The following is a 17627-nucleotide window of genomic DNA, read 5'->3' on the forward strand; positions in this document are numbered from 1 at the left end:
CGCCGTTAAACCTAACGAGTGATTCGGGTTTAAGGGAGGCGGGCCTTTGCCGTTTTTGGCGGCATCATACAAATGTAGTGTGCGGCGAGAGCGTTGAGAGCAAGCGGCGAACCAGGCTCGCTCACCCAGGGTGTGTCATCCTGTTCCCATACATTATGGATTGATGACCGGCGCGTGCTAGGCGCATAAGCTTGGCCGCAAAGACGACATCGTCAGGGTAGCTTGGCGATACGGGGTTCATGCCCCTTGTCACCCAGCCAGCCTATCAGGGCGTCGAACGGTATCGCGATCGTCGCCGTATTGCGCAGGGGATGGACGGCGATCAGCGGCTGATCGTCGAAGCTTGCATCGAACACCACGGTCAATTCTTCGGCCGACGCATTGGGCGCAGCGAGGGGTGAAACCGCGCCGGGTGTGATGTGGAGCAGGCGCTCCATATCGTCCGGCTTTCCGAACGAAAATTTTCCCGCGCCCAGCAGTTCGGCAAAGGCTTTCAGATCGGCACGGCGATCATGCGGCAGTGTGATGAGCCAGAAATGCCCCTTTTGTCCTTCAGAAACAGATTCTTGGTATGTGCGGCCGGCAGCGCCTCATGGATGGCAGCGCTTTCGTCGACCGTATAGACAGCCGCATGTTCGTGCTTCTGCACAGGGACGCCGCGCGCGGCGAAATCGGCATAAATGTCATCTTCGTTCATCGGCGGCAGGATGACGAGGCCGAATGGCAGCCGCGCGGACAAAGGCGTCACGCTTTCCGGACATTTGCGACACATCCTCTCCCAGCCGCAGCGTGGGCATGAGCCAGCGGACCCCTATGCCAGATCGCCAAGCGCCTTCCTCAGATCGCCCAGCCAGGGCTCGAAAGGTTTCCAATTGTCCACGCCTTCCCGGTTGATGGGACGGCGAACCTGCTCGGAACTGGCGGTGCGGACCGCCCGGTCTGTCTTGTGGAAATCGAGGCAGGACTGTTCGAACGGAACCCCCACATAATCAACTATTCGTCGCACCTCCGCTTCTAGATCCGCCAGCACATCTTCATGCTGGACGCGCAGGATACGGCCGGGTGGAAGCGCACTTTCCCAATGAGCCATCAGATCGACATAGTCGCTATAATATTGCCCGATCTCGGTCAGCCCATAGGTGAATTGCTGGCCATCGGCGAAGAGTTGTTTGAAGCCCGAAAAGCAGCAATCCATCGGCGCGCGCCGGGCGTCGATGATCTTTGCGTTGGGCAGGATCAGGTGGATAAGGCCGATATGCCGGAAATTATTGGGCATCTTGTCGATGAAAAAGGGCGCACCCTTGCGATGGATGCGGGTATTTTCAATATAGGCTTCACCCATCTGCCGCAGTTGATCGGCGGGCAGATCATGCAGGATCGCCGGATAGGCATCGCGCCCCCGCCCCCTTAACTGCTGCGCCAGCGCCAAAATATCGGGCAATTCCAGCGTGCCGTCGATTTGGCTGTGTGAGGCCAATATCTGCTCCAGCAGCGTCGAACCAGCGCGCGGAAGGCCCAGGATGAAGATCGGGTCTGGCGCAGAGCAGCCATTGCCCGCATTTTTGTCGAACAGATCGGCTGTGCACGCTTCGGCCTGCGCCCGCAGTTCCGCTGTCATCTGGTCGGCGCTGTAGCGCAATTGTTCGCGCTTCAGCCTGTTGCCAGCGTCGTAGAAGCGGAAGGAATCCGCATATTCCCCCCGGTCCTCATGCGCTTTGCCAAGTGCGAAACTCAGGTGGACACGGTCCATCAGTCGCAGGTCGTCGCGGGCAAGTTGGGCATGCATCGCCGCCACCTCCCCGTCCTCGAACCGGAAAGTTTTAAGATTGGCCAGCGCGTACCAGGGATCGCCCAGGTCAGGGCGCGCCGCGATGGCGGCACGATAGGAAGCTATGGCTTCCTGCTGCTGCCCACAGGTTTTGAGCGCATGCCCCCGCGACGTCAGCGTGGCCGGATCATCCGGCATGCGGGCCAACACGGACTCGAACAGGCCAAGCGCCTTGTCATATTTGCCCGTCTGCATATTTTCGATCGCGAGATGCGACTGAAACAGCGGATTGTCGGGCTGGAGGTCGACCAGATGCTGCGCCTGCGCTTCCGCCGCCGAGAATTTCTGCCGTCTGCGCAGAACCTGCATATAGTCGAGCCGAAGCTGGATATTGTCCGGTTCGAAAGCGACCGCGCTTTCCAGCAAAAATTCCGGATCGTGGAATATGCCCAGCCGTACGCCGATATCGGCGAGCAGGCGCATCGCTTCGACATTATGCGGATTTTCGCGAAGGAAGTGGCGGCACAATTCCTCCGCCTTGAGGATGCGTCCTTCATGGATATGGTTGAGGACGGCAAGCAACATGCGCGGCAATCCGGCAAGCCGCTCCGCCTGCGCCATGCAATTGCGCGCCTCGCCTTCCCTGCCGCGTTGGGCGAGCAAATTGGCCTGGTGCGTCCAGCTCGCCTCCAGCGATGGGTTGAATTCGCAAGCCCGGCGATAGGCGACGATGGCGCCCTCCGGATCGCCGGTATCGCGCGCCAGATGTCCCGCCTCCTGCCAACCACGGCCATGTTCAGGATGGGACTGGCGCAGACGCCGTACAAAATCACGCGCGCTATCGAATTTTCGCGCATAGCGCGCGGCTACGGCGGCGCTGTAGAGCGCGTCGCCATTGGCCGGGTCGTCGCGCAGCAGCCCTTCGCACAGGTGGATGGCTGTCTCTTATACACATCTAGATGTGTATAAGAGACAGGCGCGCGGCTACGGCGGCGATGTAGAGCGCGTCGCCATTGGCCGGGTCGTCGCGAAGCAGCCCTTCGCACAGGTGGATGGCGCGGTCATGCGCTTGCTGCTGCAGCGCCTGCCTTGCCTCAGTCAGCACGTCGTCCTTGCTTTCGTCGGTCGCCGCACCGTTCATATCAGTTCCATCGCCCCAAGGTGGGAAGCGGCCCGGAAAGGCCCCTTCCCTCTATCGTAGCAACAAGGCGTCGGTTCAATAGTTGAACGAGAGGCGCATGCCGACCGTCAGCGGACGGGCCACGACTACCCGCGATACGCTGTAGACCGCATCGCCGCTGGTCTGCGCCGCCTTGTCCGTCAGATTGTCGCCGAACAGTTCGACCGACCAGTTGTCCTTCTCCACACCCGCCGACAGGCCGAAGGTCGTATAGCTGTTCAGCTTCGTCCGGTTGGGAAGGATGACGTCGGTATATTTCGATGACGAATGCACCATCTGCGGCATGATATGGGCCCGCATCCCTGTGTCACCCAACTGCCATTCATAACGGGCGCGCAGATTGCCCTGGAAGGATGGAGCATAGGCCAGTTTCTGACCGACCTGCACATAGCTGGTCTGGAGCAGGACTTTCGTGATCTTCGTATCGATGATCGAGAAGCCGCCCGACACCGTCAGACCGTCAACCGCAGCCGGTGCGAATGTGACCTCGCCCTCCACGCCTTTGGTCCAGGCATTGGCCGCATTGTCCGAAAAGAACAGGTTGGAAATGCTGGGATCGAGAATGCTGGTCTGCAGCCCCTTGATATCGACGAAGAAAGCGCTGCCGTTGAACAGCAACTGATTATCGAACAGCTTGGTTTTCCAGCCGATTTCATAGTTCCGGACGTCGTCCGTACCGACCGCATAAGGCACGGTGTACCCGTTGCGGGTCGTGCCGCCGGGCCGGTTGAGGAGCCCCGGACGGAAGCCTTCGGAATAGGTGGCGTAGAACATGACATTTTCGACCGGGGTCAGCTTCACCGTCCCCTTGAAGATGACGCCGGTGGCCTTGGCCTGGTCCGGAATGCCGGCAATATCGCCGGAATATTTGACGCTCAGATTGGTGCCGTAAAGCTGGCGATCGACCGAACCCGAACCGAAAGTGGGCGAAATCCTGTTGTTGAAAGAGGAGTTTGCGCTGCCTTCCAGATCGTTGGTCACATTATAATAGCGCGCGCCGAAGGTCGCGGTCAGAAGGTCCGGCACGACATCGAAGCTGGCTTCGCCGAAAATGCCAAACTGCCTGTCGCTGCGCTTCACATCGTTACGGAAAATGACGCCTGCCGGGAACGGCCCCGGATCGCTGAAATAACCCGGTCCGGCATTGCCGATCAGACCCGTGACCGATGTATTGGTCAGCGGGTAGTTTGGCAGGAAGCCCGGCGTGACCCCGTCGGCGCCCAGGGCACGGATCGATCCCTGATAGTTGAAGTCGTTACGTTCCTTGAGAATCTGGTTGCTGAAGAAGCCGCCCGCTGTGACCCGGAAGCGATTTTCAGCCGGGGTATTGAACCGCAATTCCTGCGTGAAGCTCTTCAGTTTCGACTTGGACGTCACGAAGAGATTTGGCGGCTGGCAGGTGCCGGTCGGGTTCATGCCACCATAATAGACCGTGGTGTCGCATACATAATAGGGAATGTAGGGACCAACGAACAAATAGTCGGTATAGTCGACCCGCTGGTTGGTTTCACGTTCCGTATAGGCGCCGGAATATACCATTTCGAGCGCGCCGAGACGGCCTTCGACAGTCCACGCCGTATTGCTGAAATTATCCTTGGTCTTGTCCTGCTCAAAGCGCTCGATCTTGTATTCGCCAAGGGTCGGATCCTCGGAAAATACGCCATCCGTATCAAGACCCTGGCGGCTATGCGCGACCTTGAGCGACCAGTCGGGTGCGAATTTCCACAAGGCCGTCACGCGGAAACCGCGATAGTCGGCGTCGTTGAAATTATCCTCCACCAGACCGCTATTGTCCGCCTGCAGGAAGGTGACGCCAGACAGGTTGGCGCCGCCCTGGCCGGTCGCCTGATTGCCGACCAACGTGCCGTTCTGACGAAGATCGGTAGCCCTGCGGAACCGTCCGCTCTGGGCAACGCTGCGCGTGCCGCGGACGTTGTCGATATAGCCGCCCTGATGATCGAGATAGGCGACCGCACGTACCGCGAAATTATCGGCAACGGGAATATTGACGACGACCTGGGCATTGTTGCTCATGTCACCGCCCTTGGTGAAGGATACACCGGCCTGAGCGCGGCCTTCAAACTCCCCGATTTTGGGCTCGTTGGTGATGAAGCGAACGACGCCGGCCTGGCTACTCGCGCCGAACAGGGTGCCCTGCGGACCTGCAAGCACTTCGACGCGGGCAAGATCGGCTGCATAGACGTCAAGGTTGCGACCCGGTTGGGACAAGGGTTGTTCGTCCAGATAGGTGGCGACGTTGGGTGCAAGGCCCGATACACCAGCGGTCGTCAGGTTCGGCGTTGTCGAGGCGAGACCGCGAATGTAAATCGTATTCTGGCCCGGACCGCCGCCGCCCGCCGTTACGTTGGGCATCTGCGCGATGATGTCGGCCGTGTTGGCGACCCCTAGTTGGGCCAACGTTTCGTTGCCCATCGCCTGGACGGCGACGGCGACCTTCTGCATGCTTTCGCTGCGCTTGGTGGCGGTAACGACGATTTCCGCAACGCCGGATCTGGGGGACGCGTCGTCACCCCCTTCGTCCTGAGCAAAGGCGGGCATCGCAACCATATGTGAAGCGATGATCGCGATGAAAGAGGTAGCCCCGAATAGCGTCTTCATACAATCCCCCATCTAAGGATAGAATATTATTTTATGAATTTTTTCGACCTTAAATTCGCAAATTATCACAGAATATTCGACGACGAGTATTTGCCCGAAATAAAGTCCGGACAATCTGTCATTTTACTGTCGCTTAACTGTGCAAATTTAACGATATGCACGAATAAATCTTATAAATTTTGGAACAAATTAAAGATTCAAATCATTTCGCATTTGATCTGCCTATCCCAGGAAGATCATCGGATATTTGGAGTGTCTCGAAGCATGATCCCCTGACAGGGTAACTGCGTGAATGGATGCGCCATCGCTCTTGAAGATTTGCGTCATTCTTGACATCCGGCCGGCCACAGCCGGGCTCTTCACTATGTCGATTCGTCAAACGGCACCTTACATCCCATAGCGGACGGCGATCCGGTTTAGCCATGTCGTTTAGCTGCGACGCGGATGACGCAAACATACTGTCTCATTCGTCACCACCGCATGATGATGCGCAATCAACATTGGAGGGATGGCGTGACGCGCTTTTCTTGGACATCGCTGCTCACCAACGCGCTGACCGGCCACAAGAACTGGGACCAGCAATGGCCGGACTCAGAACCGAAGGCTGAATATGACGTCGTTATCGTGGGTGCGGGCGGGCATGGGCTGGGCGCCGCCTATTATCTTGCCAAGGAACATGGCGTCAACAACGTCGCGGTGATCGACAAGGGTTGGCTTGGCGGCGGCAATACGGGCCGCAATACGACCATCATCCGGTCCAATTATCTCTACGACGAAAGCGCCGCGCTCTACGAACATGCCATGAAGCTGTGGGAAGGGCTGTCCCAGGAACTGAATTACAACGTCATGTTCTCGCAGCGGGGCGTGATGATGCTGGCGCACAACGTCCATGACGTGCACAGCTTCAAGCGGCACATTCATTCGAACCGACTGAACGGCATCGACAATGAATGGCTGACGGCTGAGCAGGCAAAGGCATTCTGCCCTCCGCTCAACATTTCGCCCGATGCGCGTTATCCGGTGGTGGGCGCCGCGCTTCAACGGCGCGGCGGTGTCGCCCGCCATGACGCGGTCGCCTGGGGCTATGCACGCGGTGCAGCTGCGCGCGGCGTCGACATCATCCAGAACTGCCCGGTCACGGCGATCCGCCGCGACGCCACCGGCAAGGTCATCGGCGTGGAAACCGCGCGCGGTTTCATACGGGCGAAGAAGGTGGCGGTGTCGGCGGCTGGCAATACGTCAGTCGTGATGGATTCGGCCAATGTCCGCCTGCCGCTTGAAAGCTATCCGCTCCAGGCGCTGGTATCGGAGCCGGTCAAGCCGATTTTCCCGTGCGTCGTCATGTCCAACACAGTCCACGCCTATATCTCGCAATCCGACAAGGGCGAACTGGTGATTGGATCGGGCACCGATCAATATGTGTCCTACAGCCAGCGCGGCGGCTTGCCGCTGATCGAGCATACGGTCGCGGCCATCTGCGAAGTGTTTCCGATCTTCAATCGCATGCGGATGCTGCGCAAATGGGGCGGCATCGTCGATGTGACGCCGGACCGTTCGCCGATTATCGGCAAGACCCCGGTGCCGGGCCTCTACGTCAATTGCGGTTGGGGCACCGGCGGGTTCAAGGCGACGCCGGGTTCGGCCAACGTCTTTGCCCACACTATCGCTCGCGACGAGCCGCACCCGATCAACGCGCCTTTCACGCTGGAGCGCTTCAAGACCGGCCGACTGATCGACGAAGCGGCGGCCGCCGCGGTCGCGCACTAAAGACGGAGCGCAGCAGATGCTTCTCATCCATTGCCCCTATTGCAATGCCGAACGTCCCGAAGTGGAGTTTGCCTATGCGGGCGAGGCGCATATCGCGCGCCCGACCGATCCTTCGCAGCTCGACGACGATCAATGGCGCGACCATCTTTACATACGCTCAAACCCGCGCGGCCTGCATTATGAACGCTGGCGCCATATCCATGGCTGCGGGCGCTTCTTCAACGCGGCCCGCGACACCCTCAGCGACAAGTTCGTAACGACATACAAGGCCGGTTTGCCCCGTCCGCAGATCGTGCAAAGCGAGGATACCCCGTGACCAACCATCGCATCGCAGGCAAGGGCCGGGTAGACCATGGCCGGCCGGTCCATTTCACCTTCAACGGCACCCGCTATGAAGGGTTTCAGGGCGATACGCTCGCTTCCGCCCTGCTGGCCAACGGCGTTCATCTGGTGGGTCGGTCGTTCAAATATCACCGTCCACGCGGCATATTGGCGGCAGGGTCGGAGGAGCCGAACGCGCTGGTCGGCGTCACGCACGGCCCCGGCCGATTCGAACCCAACACCCGCGCCACGGTGCTGGAAATCTCGCAGGGGCTGTCGACCAATAGCCAGAATCACTGGCCTTCGCTCAAGCGCGACATAGGCGCAGTCAACGACGCGGCCTATATGCTGTTTTCGGCGGGCTTCTACTACAAGACCTTCATGTGGCCTAAGTCCTTCTGGAACAAGGTTTACGAGCCGTTCATCCGCGGTGCGGCGGGCCTTGGCGTGTCGCCGACGCAGCCGGATCCCGACACCTATGCCAGCCGCCATGTCCATTGCGACGTGCTTGTGGTCGGTGCAGGGCCAGCGGGGATCGCTGCCGCCCTTTCCGCCGGTCGCAGCGGCGCAAAGGTCATCCTGCTCGACGAACAGGCGGAATTTGGTGGTTCGCTGCTGTCTGAAACCGACGCGAACATTGACGGGCGTTCGGGCTGGGACTGGCTGACCATGGCGATGACCGAGCTTGCCGCACTGGACAATGTAACCCTGCTCCCACGCACGACCGCCATTGGCTATTATCACCAGAATTTCGTCGGCCTGTGCCAGCGCCTGACCGACCATCTGGCCGATGTTGCGCAGGGTACGCCGCGCGAACGCATGTGGAAGGTTCGTGCAGCGCAGTTGGTACTGGCGCAGGGCGCGATCGAGCGTCCGCTGGTTTTCCACGGCAACGACCGGCCAGGCGTGATGCTGGCGGGTGCAGCCCGCACATATCTCAATCGCTACGGGGTTAAGGTGGGGCAAAGCGCCCTGGTCGTGACCACGCATGACAGCGCCTGGCTGGCCGCTTTCGATCTGGCGAAGGCGGGGGGCAAGGTTGTCGCCATCGTGGACCTGCGCCCCGACATCTCCTCCCATCTGCGCGCAAAGGCGGACTCGCTGGGGATCGAGGTGCTGGCGGGCTGGACCGTTACCGGCACCAGCGGCCGGCTGCGGATCAAGTCGGCACGGGTGCGCCCTGCCGACCCGACAGTCGGCGGCGCGCGTACCATCGCATGCGACGTGCTGATGATGAGCGGTGGCTGGACGCCCAGCGTCCATCTTTTCTCGCACACCAAGGGCAAGCTCAACTGGCATGAGGAAGAGCAGGCTTTCCTGCCGGGCGAACATGCCGAAGCCAGCCGCACCGTCGGCGCAGGCAATGGCAGCTTCGGCCTGGCCAAGGCGCTGGCAGAAGGGACCGAGGCCGGTGCCGACGCAGCCTCCGACGCGGGCTATAATGGCCGTTCCGCCCAATATATGGTGACGGACGAAACCGAGCTGACCGGCATTCGCGTCCGCGAGCTGCCGACCGACCAGAATCCGGGCAAGGCCAAGGCGTTTGTCGACTTCCAGAACGACGTGACCGCCAAGGACATCCGTCTGGCGGTGCGCGAGGGCTTCAAGTCGATCGAGCATGTCAAGCGCTACACTACCAACGGCATGGCAACCGACCAGGGCAAAACGTCGAACATCAACGGCCTGGCCATCGCCGCGGACGCTGTGGGTGCGCCGGTTCCGGCGGTCGGCCTGACGACATTCCGTCCGCCATATACGCCGACGACCTTCGGCGCCTTTGCCGGCTATAACCGGGGCCGCCTGTTCGAAGTGACCCGCAAGACGCCGATCGACGACTGGGCCGAGGCGAAGGGGGCTGCCTTTGAACCTGTGTCGCTGTGGCGCCGCGCATGGTATTTCCCCCAGGCTGGCGAGGATATGCATGCCGCGGTAGCGCGGGAATGCGCAGCGGTGCGCGCGTCGGTGGGGATTTTCGACGCATCGACCCTGGGCAAGATCGAAATTGTCGGCCCGGATGCTGCGGAATTCATGAACCGCATGTACACCAACCCCTGGACCAAGCTCGCCCCCGGCCGCTGCCGTTACGGCCTGCTTCTGGGCGAGGACGGGTTCATCCGCGACGACGGCGTGATTGGCCGTATGGCGCCGGACCGGTTCCACGTCACCACGACGACTGGCGGCGCAGCGCGCGTGCTCAACATGATGGAGGATTATCTCCAGACCGAATGGCCCGATCTTAAGGTCTGGCTCACCTCCACGACCGAACAATGGGCCGTCATCGCGCTTCAGGGTCCGAACGCCCGCCGCCTGCTGGAACCACTGGTCGAGGGCATCGACCTGTCGGACGATGCCTTCCCGCATATGGCGGTGGCCGAAGGGCACATCTGCGGCGTGCCGACCCGCCTGTTCCGGGTGAGCTTCACCGGCGAGCGGGGCTATGAGGTGAACGTCCCCGCCCGCTATGGCCGCGCCATTTGGGAAAAGCTGTTTGCCGACGGTCAGGCCTATGGAATCACACCCTATGGCACAGAGACCATGCACGTCCTGCGCGCGGAGAAGGGCTATATCATTGTCGGCCAGGATACGGACGGCACGCTGACCCCCGACGACGCCGCGCTCGGTTGGGCGATCGGCAAAGCCAAGCCTGACTTCGTCGGCAAGCGATCCCTCACCCGCCCCGATATGCTGAAGAAGGACCGTAAACAGCTGGTCGGGCTGCTGACTGACGATCCCATGATGGTGCTGGAGGAAGGCGCGCAGATCGTGTTTGATCCGAACCAGCCCATTCCGATGAAGATGGTTGGCCACGTAACGTCCGCTTATTGGAGCGCCAGCCTCAATCGCTCGATCGCCTTCGGGGTCGTAGAGGGCGGACATTCGCGCATGGGCGAAACCATTTACATCCCTATGCCCGACCGAACATTGTCCGCGAAAATCACCGGGATGGTCTTTGTCGACCCCGAAAACTCCCGCCTCAACGCATAAGGAAGCGCCATGACGATGCATCCTCATCACCCTTTGAGCGGCGAAGGCATTACGCTCCACAAGCCCTTTCCGCTCACCATCCGGCCGCTTGCGGACAAAGCACGCTTCAGCCTGCGCATCGACCCGGATCAGCGGATCGCAGCCTCTACCGTTCTGGGCCTCAATCTGCCCGGCAATATCGGCGACGTAGCATATGCCGGCGAAAAGACGGCCGTGTGCCTTGGTCCCGACGAATGGTATGTGACGGTTCCGGTTGCGGACCAGGCGGAAATCGAGGGCGGCTTCGCCGCGCTTTATGCGCAGCAGCCCCACAGTCTGGTCGATGTCAGCCATCGGGAAGTGAGCATCGGGATCGAAGGCCGCGATGCCGCGCTCGTGCTGCAATCAGCGATCGCCTTTGATGTGGACGCGATGGCGCCTGGCAGCGGTTGCCGAACGATATTCGATGGCAAGGCGCAGATCATTTTGCTCCGCGATGCGAAGGATCGGTTCCAGATCGACGTCTGGCATTCCTTTTCGGAGCATGTGTGGCATTTCCTGCAGGTCGTGGTCCGCGAAATCGAACTCGACATCTAGGCCCTGGGTCTAGCCCTTGGCCCTGTCGATCGGACCAGTAGGACAGACTGCACTTTTTCATTCGCGCGATTTCCGAGCCGGTACCCCATTGGCTGAAATCGCTCCTGACCATGCTATTTTCGGAGATGTCGATATGACGCAGAGCACGTCCCATGCAGGCATGAAAGATCGTGCCGTTGCGGAAGCCATCGAACGCGAACTGGGTCGCCAGAAGGACCAGATCGAACTGATTGCATCGGAAAATATCGTTTCCGAGGACGTCATGCGGGCACAGGGATCGGTCCTGACGAATAAATATGCCGAAGGCTATCCTGGCAAACGCTATTATGGCGGCTGCGAATATGTGGATGAAATCGAAACGCTCGCCATTGAGCGGGTAAAACAGCTTTTCGGCGCAGCCTATGCGAATGTTCAGCCGCATTCAGGCGCTCAGGCCAACCAGGCCGTGTTTTTCGCCCTGCTTCAGCCCGGCGATCGTATCATGGGCCTCTCGCTTGCCCATGGCGGCCATCTTACCCATGGTTCGCCGGTGACCATGTCGGGCAAATGGTTCGACGTCGTCAGTTATGAAGTGCGCGAGTCCGACCAGCGGATCGACTATGACGATCTGCGCGCCAAGGCGCTCGAAACCCGGCCCAAGCTGATCGTCGCGGGCGGCTCCGCCTATCCGCGCGAGATCGACTTCGCGGCCTTCCGCAGCGTCGCTGACGAAATTGGCGCCTATCTGATGGTCGACATGGCCCATGTGGCTGGTCTGGTGGCAGGCGGCGTCTACCCCGACCCGATCCCCCATGCGCATATCGTCACTTCAACCACGCACAAGACGCTGCGGGGGCCACGCGGCGGCATCATCCTCACCAATGACGAAGCGCTTGGCAAGAAGATCAATTCAGCGGTTTTCCCCGGCAATCAGGGCGGCCCACTGATGCATGTCATCGCGGCGAAAGCGGTGGCGTTCGGTGAAGCCTTGCAGCCCGAATTCAAGCTCTATGCCCGCAATGTCCTGAACAATGCCCGCGCGCTCAGCGACACGTTGATCGAAGGCGGCCTGAACATCGTTTCGGGCGGCACCGACAGTCATGTCGTGCTGGTCGACCTGCGCCCCAAGGGCGTCAAGGGCCGCGACGCGGAACATGCGCTGGAACGGGCTGGCCTCACCTGCAACAAGAATGCGATCCCCTTCGATCCTGAAAAACCGGCAGTCACCTCCGGTGTCCGTCTGGGCACGTCAGCGGGCACGACGCGCGGGTTTGGGGAGGCGGAATTCCGTCAGGTCGGCGCGCTTGCGCTGCGCGTGATCGACGCGCTGGCCCGCAACGGTGCGGAAGGCGACCCGGTGGTGGAGGCGGAGGTTCTGGCCGATGTGCAGGATCTATGCCGCCGCTTCCCCATTTACCAATGACCGGGAAGCAGGCAAGCTACACCTGACCTGACATCGACGAGGCCTGCCATGTTTCTAAGCGTCTTCGATGTGTTCAAGATCGGCATCGGTCCCTCATCCTCTCATACGATGGGGCCGATGACGGCGGCGGTCGCCTTTCTCGACCTGCTGCGGCAATCCGCGGCATCGCAGAGGGCGGTTCGGATTCGGGCAACGCTTTATGGTTCGCTCGCCTTCACGGGCAAGGGCCATGCCACAGACCGGGCCGTCACGCTCGGCCTGCTGGGATGGCTGCCGGCCGATCTCGACATGGAACGGGCCGAAGCGGAACTGGCGGACCTCAGGGAAACCACCACATTGCGCCTGCCCGGCCTGCCCATTCTGGCCTTCGACCCAGCGAAGGACGTCATCTTCGACTATGGCCCTCCCCTGCCCGGCCATGCCAACGGCATGATCCTGTCCGCCATGGACGAAACCGGCGATCCGGTATTGAGCGAAACTTATTATTCCATCGGTGGCGGTTTCGTCGTCAGCGCAGCGGAACGCAACGCACCACGGCAGACGGCCGCCGACGAAGTGGCGGACTGGCCGTTTCCGTTCGAAAATGCCGCCGCCATGTTGCGGATGGCGGATGCCAGCGGCCTGTCCATCGCCGAAATGAAGCGCCGTAACGAAGCGGTGTCTCGCGACGAGGCCGATGTCGAGGCGGGCGTGGCGCGCATCTGGTCGGTCATGAACGGATGCATCGAGCGCGGGTTGAGGCAGGACGGTGAGCTGCCTGGCGGCCTGCGCGTCAAGCGTCGCGCCGCCCATATTCACCGCCAATTGATGGAAGAGCGCAAGTCCAACTCCATCCAGCCTCATGCCTCGTCCGACTGGCTCAGCGTCTATGCCATGGCCGTGAACGAGGAAAATGCGGCGGGCGGCAAGGTCGTGACGTCGCCGACCAACGGCGCGGCGGGCGTGGTGCCATCGGTGCTGCGCTATTATCTGGATCATTGCCTGGGAACGGACCCGTCGAAAGTCTCCGACTTCCTGCTGACCGCCGCGGCGATTGGTGGGCTGATCAAGCATAACGCCTCTATTTCCGGCGCGGAAGCAGGCTGTCAGGGAGAGGTTGGATCAGCAGCGGCCATGGCGGCTGCGGGGCTGTGCGCCGTATTGGGCGGTACGCCGCAACAGGTTGAAAATGCCGCGGAGATCGCGCTGGAACATCATCTGGGCATGACCTGCGATCCGGTTGGCGGACTGGTTCAGGTGCCCTGCATCGAACGCAACGGCATCGGCGCGACAAAAGCCGTCGCGGCGGCTTCCCTGGCGCTGCGCGGCGATGGTTCGCATTTCATGCCGCTCGACAATTGCATCGAGGCCATGCGGCAGACCGGCGAGGAAATGAGCACGAAATTCAAGGAAACGAGCCTGGGCGGCCTTGCCGTCAATCTGCCCGAATGCTGACTAAAGCCGGTTAGCCCCGCGACATGGCGCATTTGTAATTGCCTGCGTCGCAGTCATGATGGCCCCCGGCGAACCAGAATGCTCCTCTTTGCAGCAAGCCGACGAGTCGATCCACGACGGAAGGAGCCAGCCGGAAATTCGAACATCTCGTCGCGACCAAAAGTACGAAGCAGAGAGGATAAGGATATGAGCAAGAACCGAGGTGTGGTGTATCTGGAACCGGGCAAGGTCGCGGTACAGGACATTGCTGATCCGAAACTCGAGGCGCCGGATGGCCGCCGTATCGACCATGGCGTCATTCTGAAGGTCTTGTCGACGAATATCTGCGGTTCCGACCAGCATATGGTGAGAGGCCGCACGACGGCCCAGCAGGGGCTGGTGCTGGGTCATGAGATTACCGGCGAAGTGATCGAAAAGGGCAGCGATGTCGAAATGCTGGAAATCGGCGACATCGTATCCGTGCCGTTCAACGTGGCGTGCGGTCGCTGCCGCACCTGCAAATCGCAGGACACGGGCGTCTGCCTGACGGTCAATCCTGCACGGGCGGGTGGTGCCTATGGCTATGTCGATATGGGCGGATGGATCGGCGGACAGGCGCGCTACGTCATGGTGCCCTATGCCGACTTCAACCTGCTGAAATTCCCCGATCGCGATCGGGCGATGGCAAAGATTCGCGACCTGACGATGCTGTCCGACATTCTGCCGACCGGCTTCCATGGCGCGTTGCGTGCGGGCGTCGGGGTCGGCTCCACCGTTTATATCGCGGGCGCGGGTCCGGTGGGTCTTGCCGCCGCTGCATCGGCGCAGATCTTGGGCGCGGCGGTCGTGATGATCGGCGATTTCAACAAGGATCGCCTGGACCACGCCGCCAAGGTCGGCTTCACGCCCATCGACCTGTCGCAGAGCGACCGGCTTGGCGATCTGGTGGCGGAGGTTATCGGCACCGACGAAGTGGACAGCGCAATCGACGCCGTTGGTTTCGAGGCACGCGGCCATACGGGCGGAGAACAGCCCGCCATCGTCCTAAACCAAATGATGGAAATCACCCGCGCGGCCGGATCGATCGGCATTCCGGGCCTCTATGTGACGGAAGATCCCGGCGCTGTCGACAATGCGGCAAAGCAGGGTAGCCTGTCCTTGCGGTTCGGGCTGGGCTGGGCAAAGGCGCAGTCCTTCCACACCGGCCAGACGCCCGTGCTCAAATATAACCGGCAACTGATGCAGGCCATTCTGCACGATCGTCTGCCGATCGCCGACATCGTCAACGCGCGCGTCATCTCACTGGAGGATGCGCCCCAAGGATATGAATCATTCGATCACGGCGCGGCAACCAAATTTGTTCTTGATCCGCACGGACTGCTCAACGCCGCATGATCTTTCCTGCGCTCCTGATCGGCCTGTTCCGATTGCGGCGCGAAGGTTGAAAAGTGACAATCCGGTCGGCCTCCGAAACATGTCGGGGGCCGAAACCGGCATAGTGAATTCATTCGGCAGCATAACGAATTGGGGGCGTGGTGATGTTCCGGTTTATCATAAATCCACCGGTGTTTTTCGGATCGGTGAGCATCATTCTGCTCCTGCTGGGGGTCGGCGCCTTTTTCCCCCATCAGGCGGAGGCCCTGCTGTCGGACGTAGAGGCGCGGGTTCTGGCCGAAGTAGGCTGGTTCTATCTGCTGGCCGTCGGGATTTTCCTGTTCTCGGTCACGATCCTGTGCATCAGCCGATATGGCAATCTGAAACTTGGCCCGGACGATTGCGAGCCTGACTTCCGTTTCGGGTCCTGGGTCGCGATGCTGTTCGCGGCGGGCAAGGGCATCGGCCTCATGTATTATGCCGTGGCCGAACCCATGATGCATTATGCAGCGCCGCCTGACGCCGATCCTATGACGATCGCCGCGCAGAAGGATGCGATGAGCATCACCTTCTTCCATTGGGGCATTCATGCATGGTCGATCTATTCCGTGGTCGGCCTTTCGCTCGCCTATTTCGGCTATCGCTACAATCTGCCGCTGACGATTAGGTCGGGCCTGTATCCTCTCCTTAAAGAGAGAATTCGTGGTCGGATCGGCGACGCGGTAGACATTTTCGCTATCTGCTGCACCGTATTTGGACTTGCGACATCGCTTGGTCTGGGCGTGCAGCAAGTCAATGGTGGCCTCAATTATCTGTTCGGCCTGCCGATGACTATTCCGATTCAGGTGATGCTGATCGTCATCATCTCGACCATTGCCACGCTGTCGGTGCTGTCGGGCCTTTCCAAGGGCATCAAATTGCTGAGCGAGATCAATATCATTCTCGCACTGGGCCTGATGCTGTTCGTGCTGATTGCGGGGCCGACCATCCAGTTGATGCGCGATCTGGTCCAGAATATGGGGCTCTATCTTACCTCCTTCGTGCCCCGCACCTTCAACATCTACGCCTATGAGCCCAAGCCTTGGATCAACGCATGGACGCTGTTCTATTGGGCATGGTGGATCAGTTGGGCACCCTTCGTCGGCATGTTCATAGCGCGCATTTCGCGCGGCCGGACAGTGCGCGAATTCATTCTGGCCGTCCTTCTCTTGCCCACCGCCTTCACCTTCATCTGGATGACCGTGTTCGGCAACACGGCCCTAATTCTGGATCAAGGCGTGGCCGCAGGCGCGATATCGAAGGCCGTATCGGGCAATGTTTCGATCGCCCTGTTCAAATTCTTCGAATATTTGCCCTGGGCCACGGCGACGTCCGCGCTGGCCGTGTTCATGGTGGGCATCTTCTTCATCTCGTCCCAAAGCTCCGGCTCGCTGGTGATGGACATCATCGGATCGGGCGGCAAGACGCAGACCACGACCTTGCAGCGGCTGTTCTGGTGCGTGCTGGAAGCATTGGTCACGATCATTCTGCTGATCGCGGGCGGCCTGGCCGCGCTGAAGGCGGCGACCATCATTGCCGCCCTGCCCTTTGCGCTCGTGATGCTCGTCCTGATCTTTGGTCTGTTCAAGGGCATGAAGGCGGATGTCGCGCAATATGAAGTCGGCAACGGCCGGTCGCGCGGCGCCCCCTCTTTCGCGCCCGAACCCACTTGGCAGGCCCGGCTCGCGCTGGCGCTCCATACACCCAAACAGGCGGATGTGGCCGACTTCATCGGCAAAACCGTGCTTCCTGCGCTGGAAGCGGTGGCAGCGGAGCTCACCCGTAGCGGTCGCACCGCCTTCGTTTCCAGGGAGGATGGCGCAATTTGCCTGAATTCGGCCACGCCCGACTGCCGCGGCTTCCTGTATGGGGTCCGGCCGGGGTCTCACAAGCTGCCGATATTCTCACCCATTGAGGCGGCGAACATCAGCGAACGCCATGAGGCGCGGACCTTCTTTTCGGACGGAAGCCGGGGATATGACATTATGGGCATGTCGCAGGAACAGGTCATTGCGGACATATTGGCCCAGTTCGAACGCTATCTGGCGGTGTCCTGCTCGCCCGATGCCAGTCTGCTGGCCAAGGCGCCCGCACATGGCGGCATCGCCACCGCCTGATCGATCGGAGGCAGGGGGGTCGCTCCCTGCCTTCGACACAGCTAAGCCAGGTTAGGGAAGCCCGGT

13 protein-coding genes and 1 pseudogene are annotated in these 17627 nt (G+C 60.7%); 8 read left to right on the forward strand and 6 right to left on the reverse strand.

Annotated features, from left to right (window positions below):
• Positions 1 to 212: 212 nt before the first annotated feature.
• From FE851_RS26785 to FE851_RS13940, 6 genes and pseudogenes are all read right to left on the reverse strand, one after another.
• Positions 213 to 527: a YbaK/EbsC family protein gene (locus FE851_RS26785; protein WP_315850616.1), complete on the reverse strand. Its 315-nt coding sequence runs from the start codon at positions 525 to 527 to the stop codon at positions 213 to 215.
• Positions 494 to 772, reverse strand: a complete 279-nt coding sequence (locus FE851_RS26790; RefSeq protein WP_261370938.1) for a hypothetical protein — start codon at positions 770 to 772, stop codon at positions 494 to 496. Before FE851_RS26790 ends, FE851_RS26785 begins: the two co-directional genes overlap by 34 nt.
• Positions 773 to 811: 39 nt before the next feature.
• Complete coding sequence (locus FE851_RS13930; RefSeq protein ID WP_315850612.1) at positions 812 to 2353, reverse strand: tetratricopeptide repeat-containing sulfotransferase family protein; 1542 nt, start codon at positions 2351 to 2353, stop codon at positions 812 to 814.
• A gap of 150 nt (positions 2354 to 2503) precedes the next feature.
• Positions 2504 to 2704 (reverse strand): annotated as a pseudogene (locus tag FE851_RS27175) (hypothetical protein); the annotation flags it as partial.
• Positions 2705 to 2723: 19 nt separating this feature from the next.
• On the reverse strand, positions 2724 to 2909 hold the full coding sequence (locus FE851_RS13935) for a hypothetical protein (protein ID WP_145203292.1): 186 nt from the start codon (positions 2907 to 2909) through the stop codon (positions 2724 to 2726).
• A gap of 75 nt (positions 2910 to 2984) precedes the next feature.
• Positions 2985 to 5567 carry a TonB-dependent receptor gene (locus FE851_RS13940; protein ID WP_145203295.1) on the reverse strand — a complete coding sequence of 861 codons (2583 nt, stop codon included), beginning with the start codon at positions 5565 to 5567 and terminating at the stop codon, positions 2985 to 2987.
• Between the two features lie 513 nt (positions 5568 to 6080).
• Here FE851_RS13940 and FE851_RS13945 point away from each other — a divergent pair.
• The 8 genes from FE851_RS13945 (at position 6081) to FE851_RS13980 (ending at position 17561) form a co-directional block, all read left to right on the forward strand.
• A complete protein-coding gene (locus tag FE851_RS13945; RefSeq protein WP_145203298.1) occupies positions 6081 to 7334 on the forward strand; it encodes a sarcosine oxidase subunit beta family protein in 1254 nt (417 codons plus the stop codon).
• Between the two features lie 16 nt (positions 7335 to 7350).
• Positions 7351 to 7650, forward strand: coding sequence for a sarcosine oxidase subunit delta (locus tag FE851_RS13950; protein ID WP_107126090.1), 300 nt, complete (start codon positions 7351 to 7353; stop codon positions 7648 to 7650).
• On the forward strand, positions 7647 to 10640 hold the full coding sequence (locus FE851_RS13955) for a sarcosine oxidase subunit alpha (RefSeq protein WP_145203301.1): 2994 nt from the start codon (positions 7647 to 7649) through the stop codon (positions 10638 to 10640). The genes FE851_RS13950 and FE851_RS13955 overlap by 4 nt, the downstream gene beginning before the upstream one ends.
• A gap of 9 nt (positions 10641 to 10649) precedes the next feature.
• Positions 10650 to 11216, forward strand: a complete 567-nt coding sequence (locus FE851_RS13960; RefSeq protein ID WP_261370939.1) for a sarcosine oxidase subunit gamma — start codon at positions 10650 to 10652, stop codon at positions 11214 to 11216.
• 133 nt (positions 11217 to 11349) lie between these two features.
• Positions 11350 to 12618 carry a serine hydroxymethyltransferase gene (gene glyA / locus FE851_RS13965; RefSeq protein WP_026149433.1) on the forward strand — a complete coding sequence of 423 codons (1269 nt, stop codon included), beginning with the start codon at positions 11350 to 11352 and terminating at the stop codon, positions 12616 to 12618.
• A 48-nt stretch (positions 12619 to 12666) separates the two neighbouring features.
• A complete protein-coding gene (locus tag FE851_RS13970) occupies positions 12667 to 14052 on the forward strand; it encodes an L-serine ammonia-lyase (RefSeq protein WP_145203304.1) in 1386 nt (461 codons plus the stop codon).
• Positions 14053 to 14238: 186 nt separating this feature from the next.
• Positions 14239 to 15426, forward strand: a complete 1188-nt coding sequence (gene fdhA, locus FE851_RS13975) for a formaldehyde dehydrogenase, glutathione-independent (protein WP_026149432.1) — start codon at positions 14239 to 14241, stop codon at positions 15424 to 15426.
• Between the two features lie 143 nt (positions 15427 to 15569).
• Entirely contained in the window at positions 15570 to 17561 is a 1992-nt protein-coding gene (locus tag FE851_RS13980) for a BCCT family transporter (RefSeq protein WP_145203307.1), read from the forward strand.
• Positions 17562 to 17627: the final 66 nt, after the last annotated feature.

Origin of the sequence: Sphingobium sp. B2, from assembly GCF_007693735.1 — a bacterium.
In the GTDB taxonomy this organism is placed as follows: Bacteria; Pseudomonadota; Alphaproteobacteria; order Sphingomonadales; family Sphingomonadaceae; genus Sphingobium; species Sphingobium xenophagum.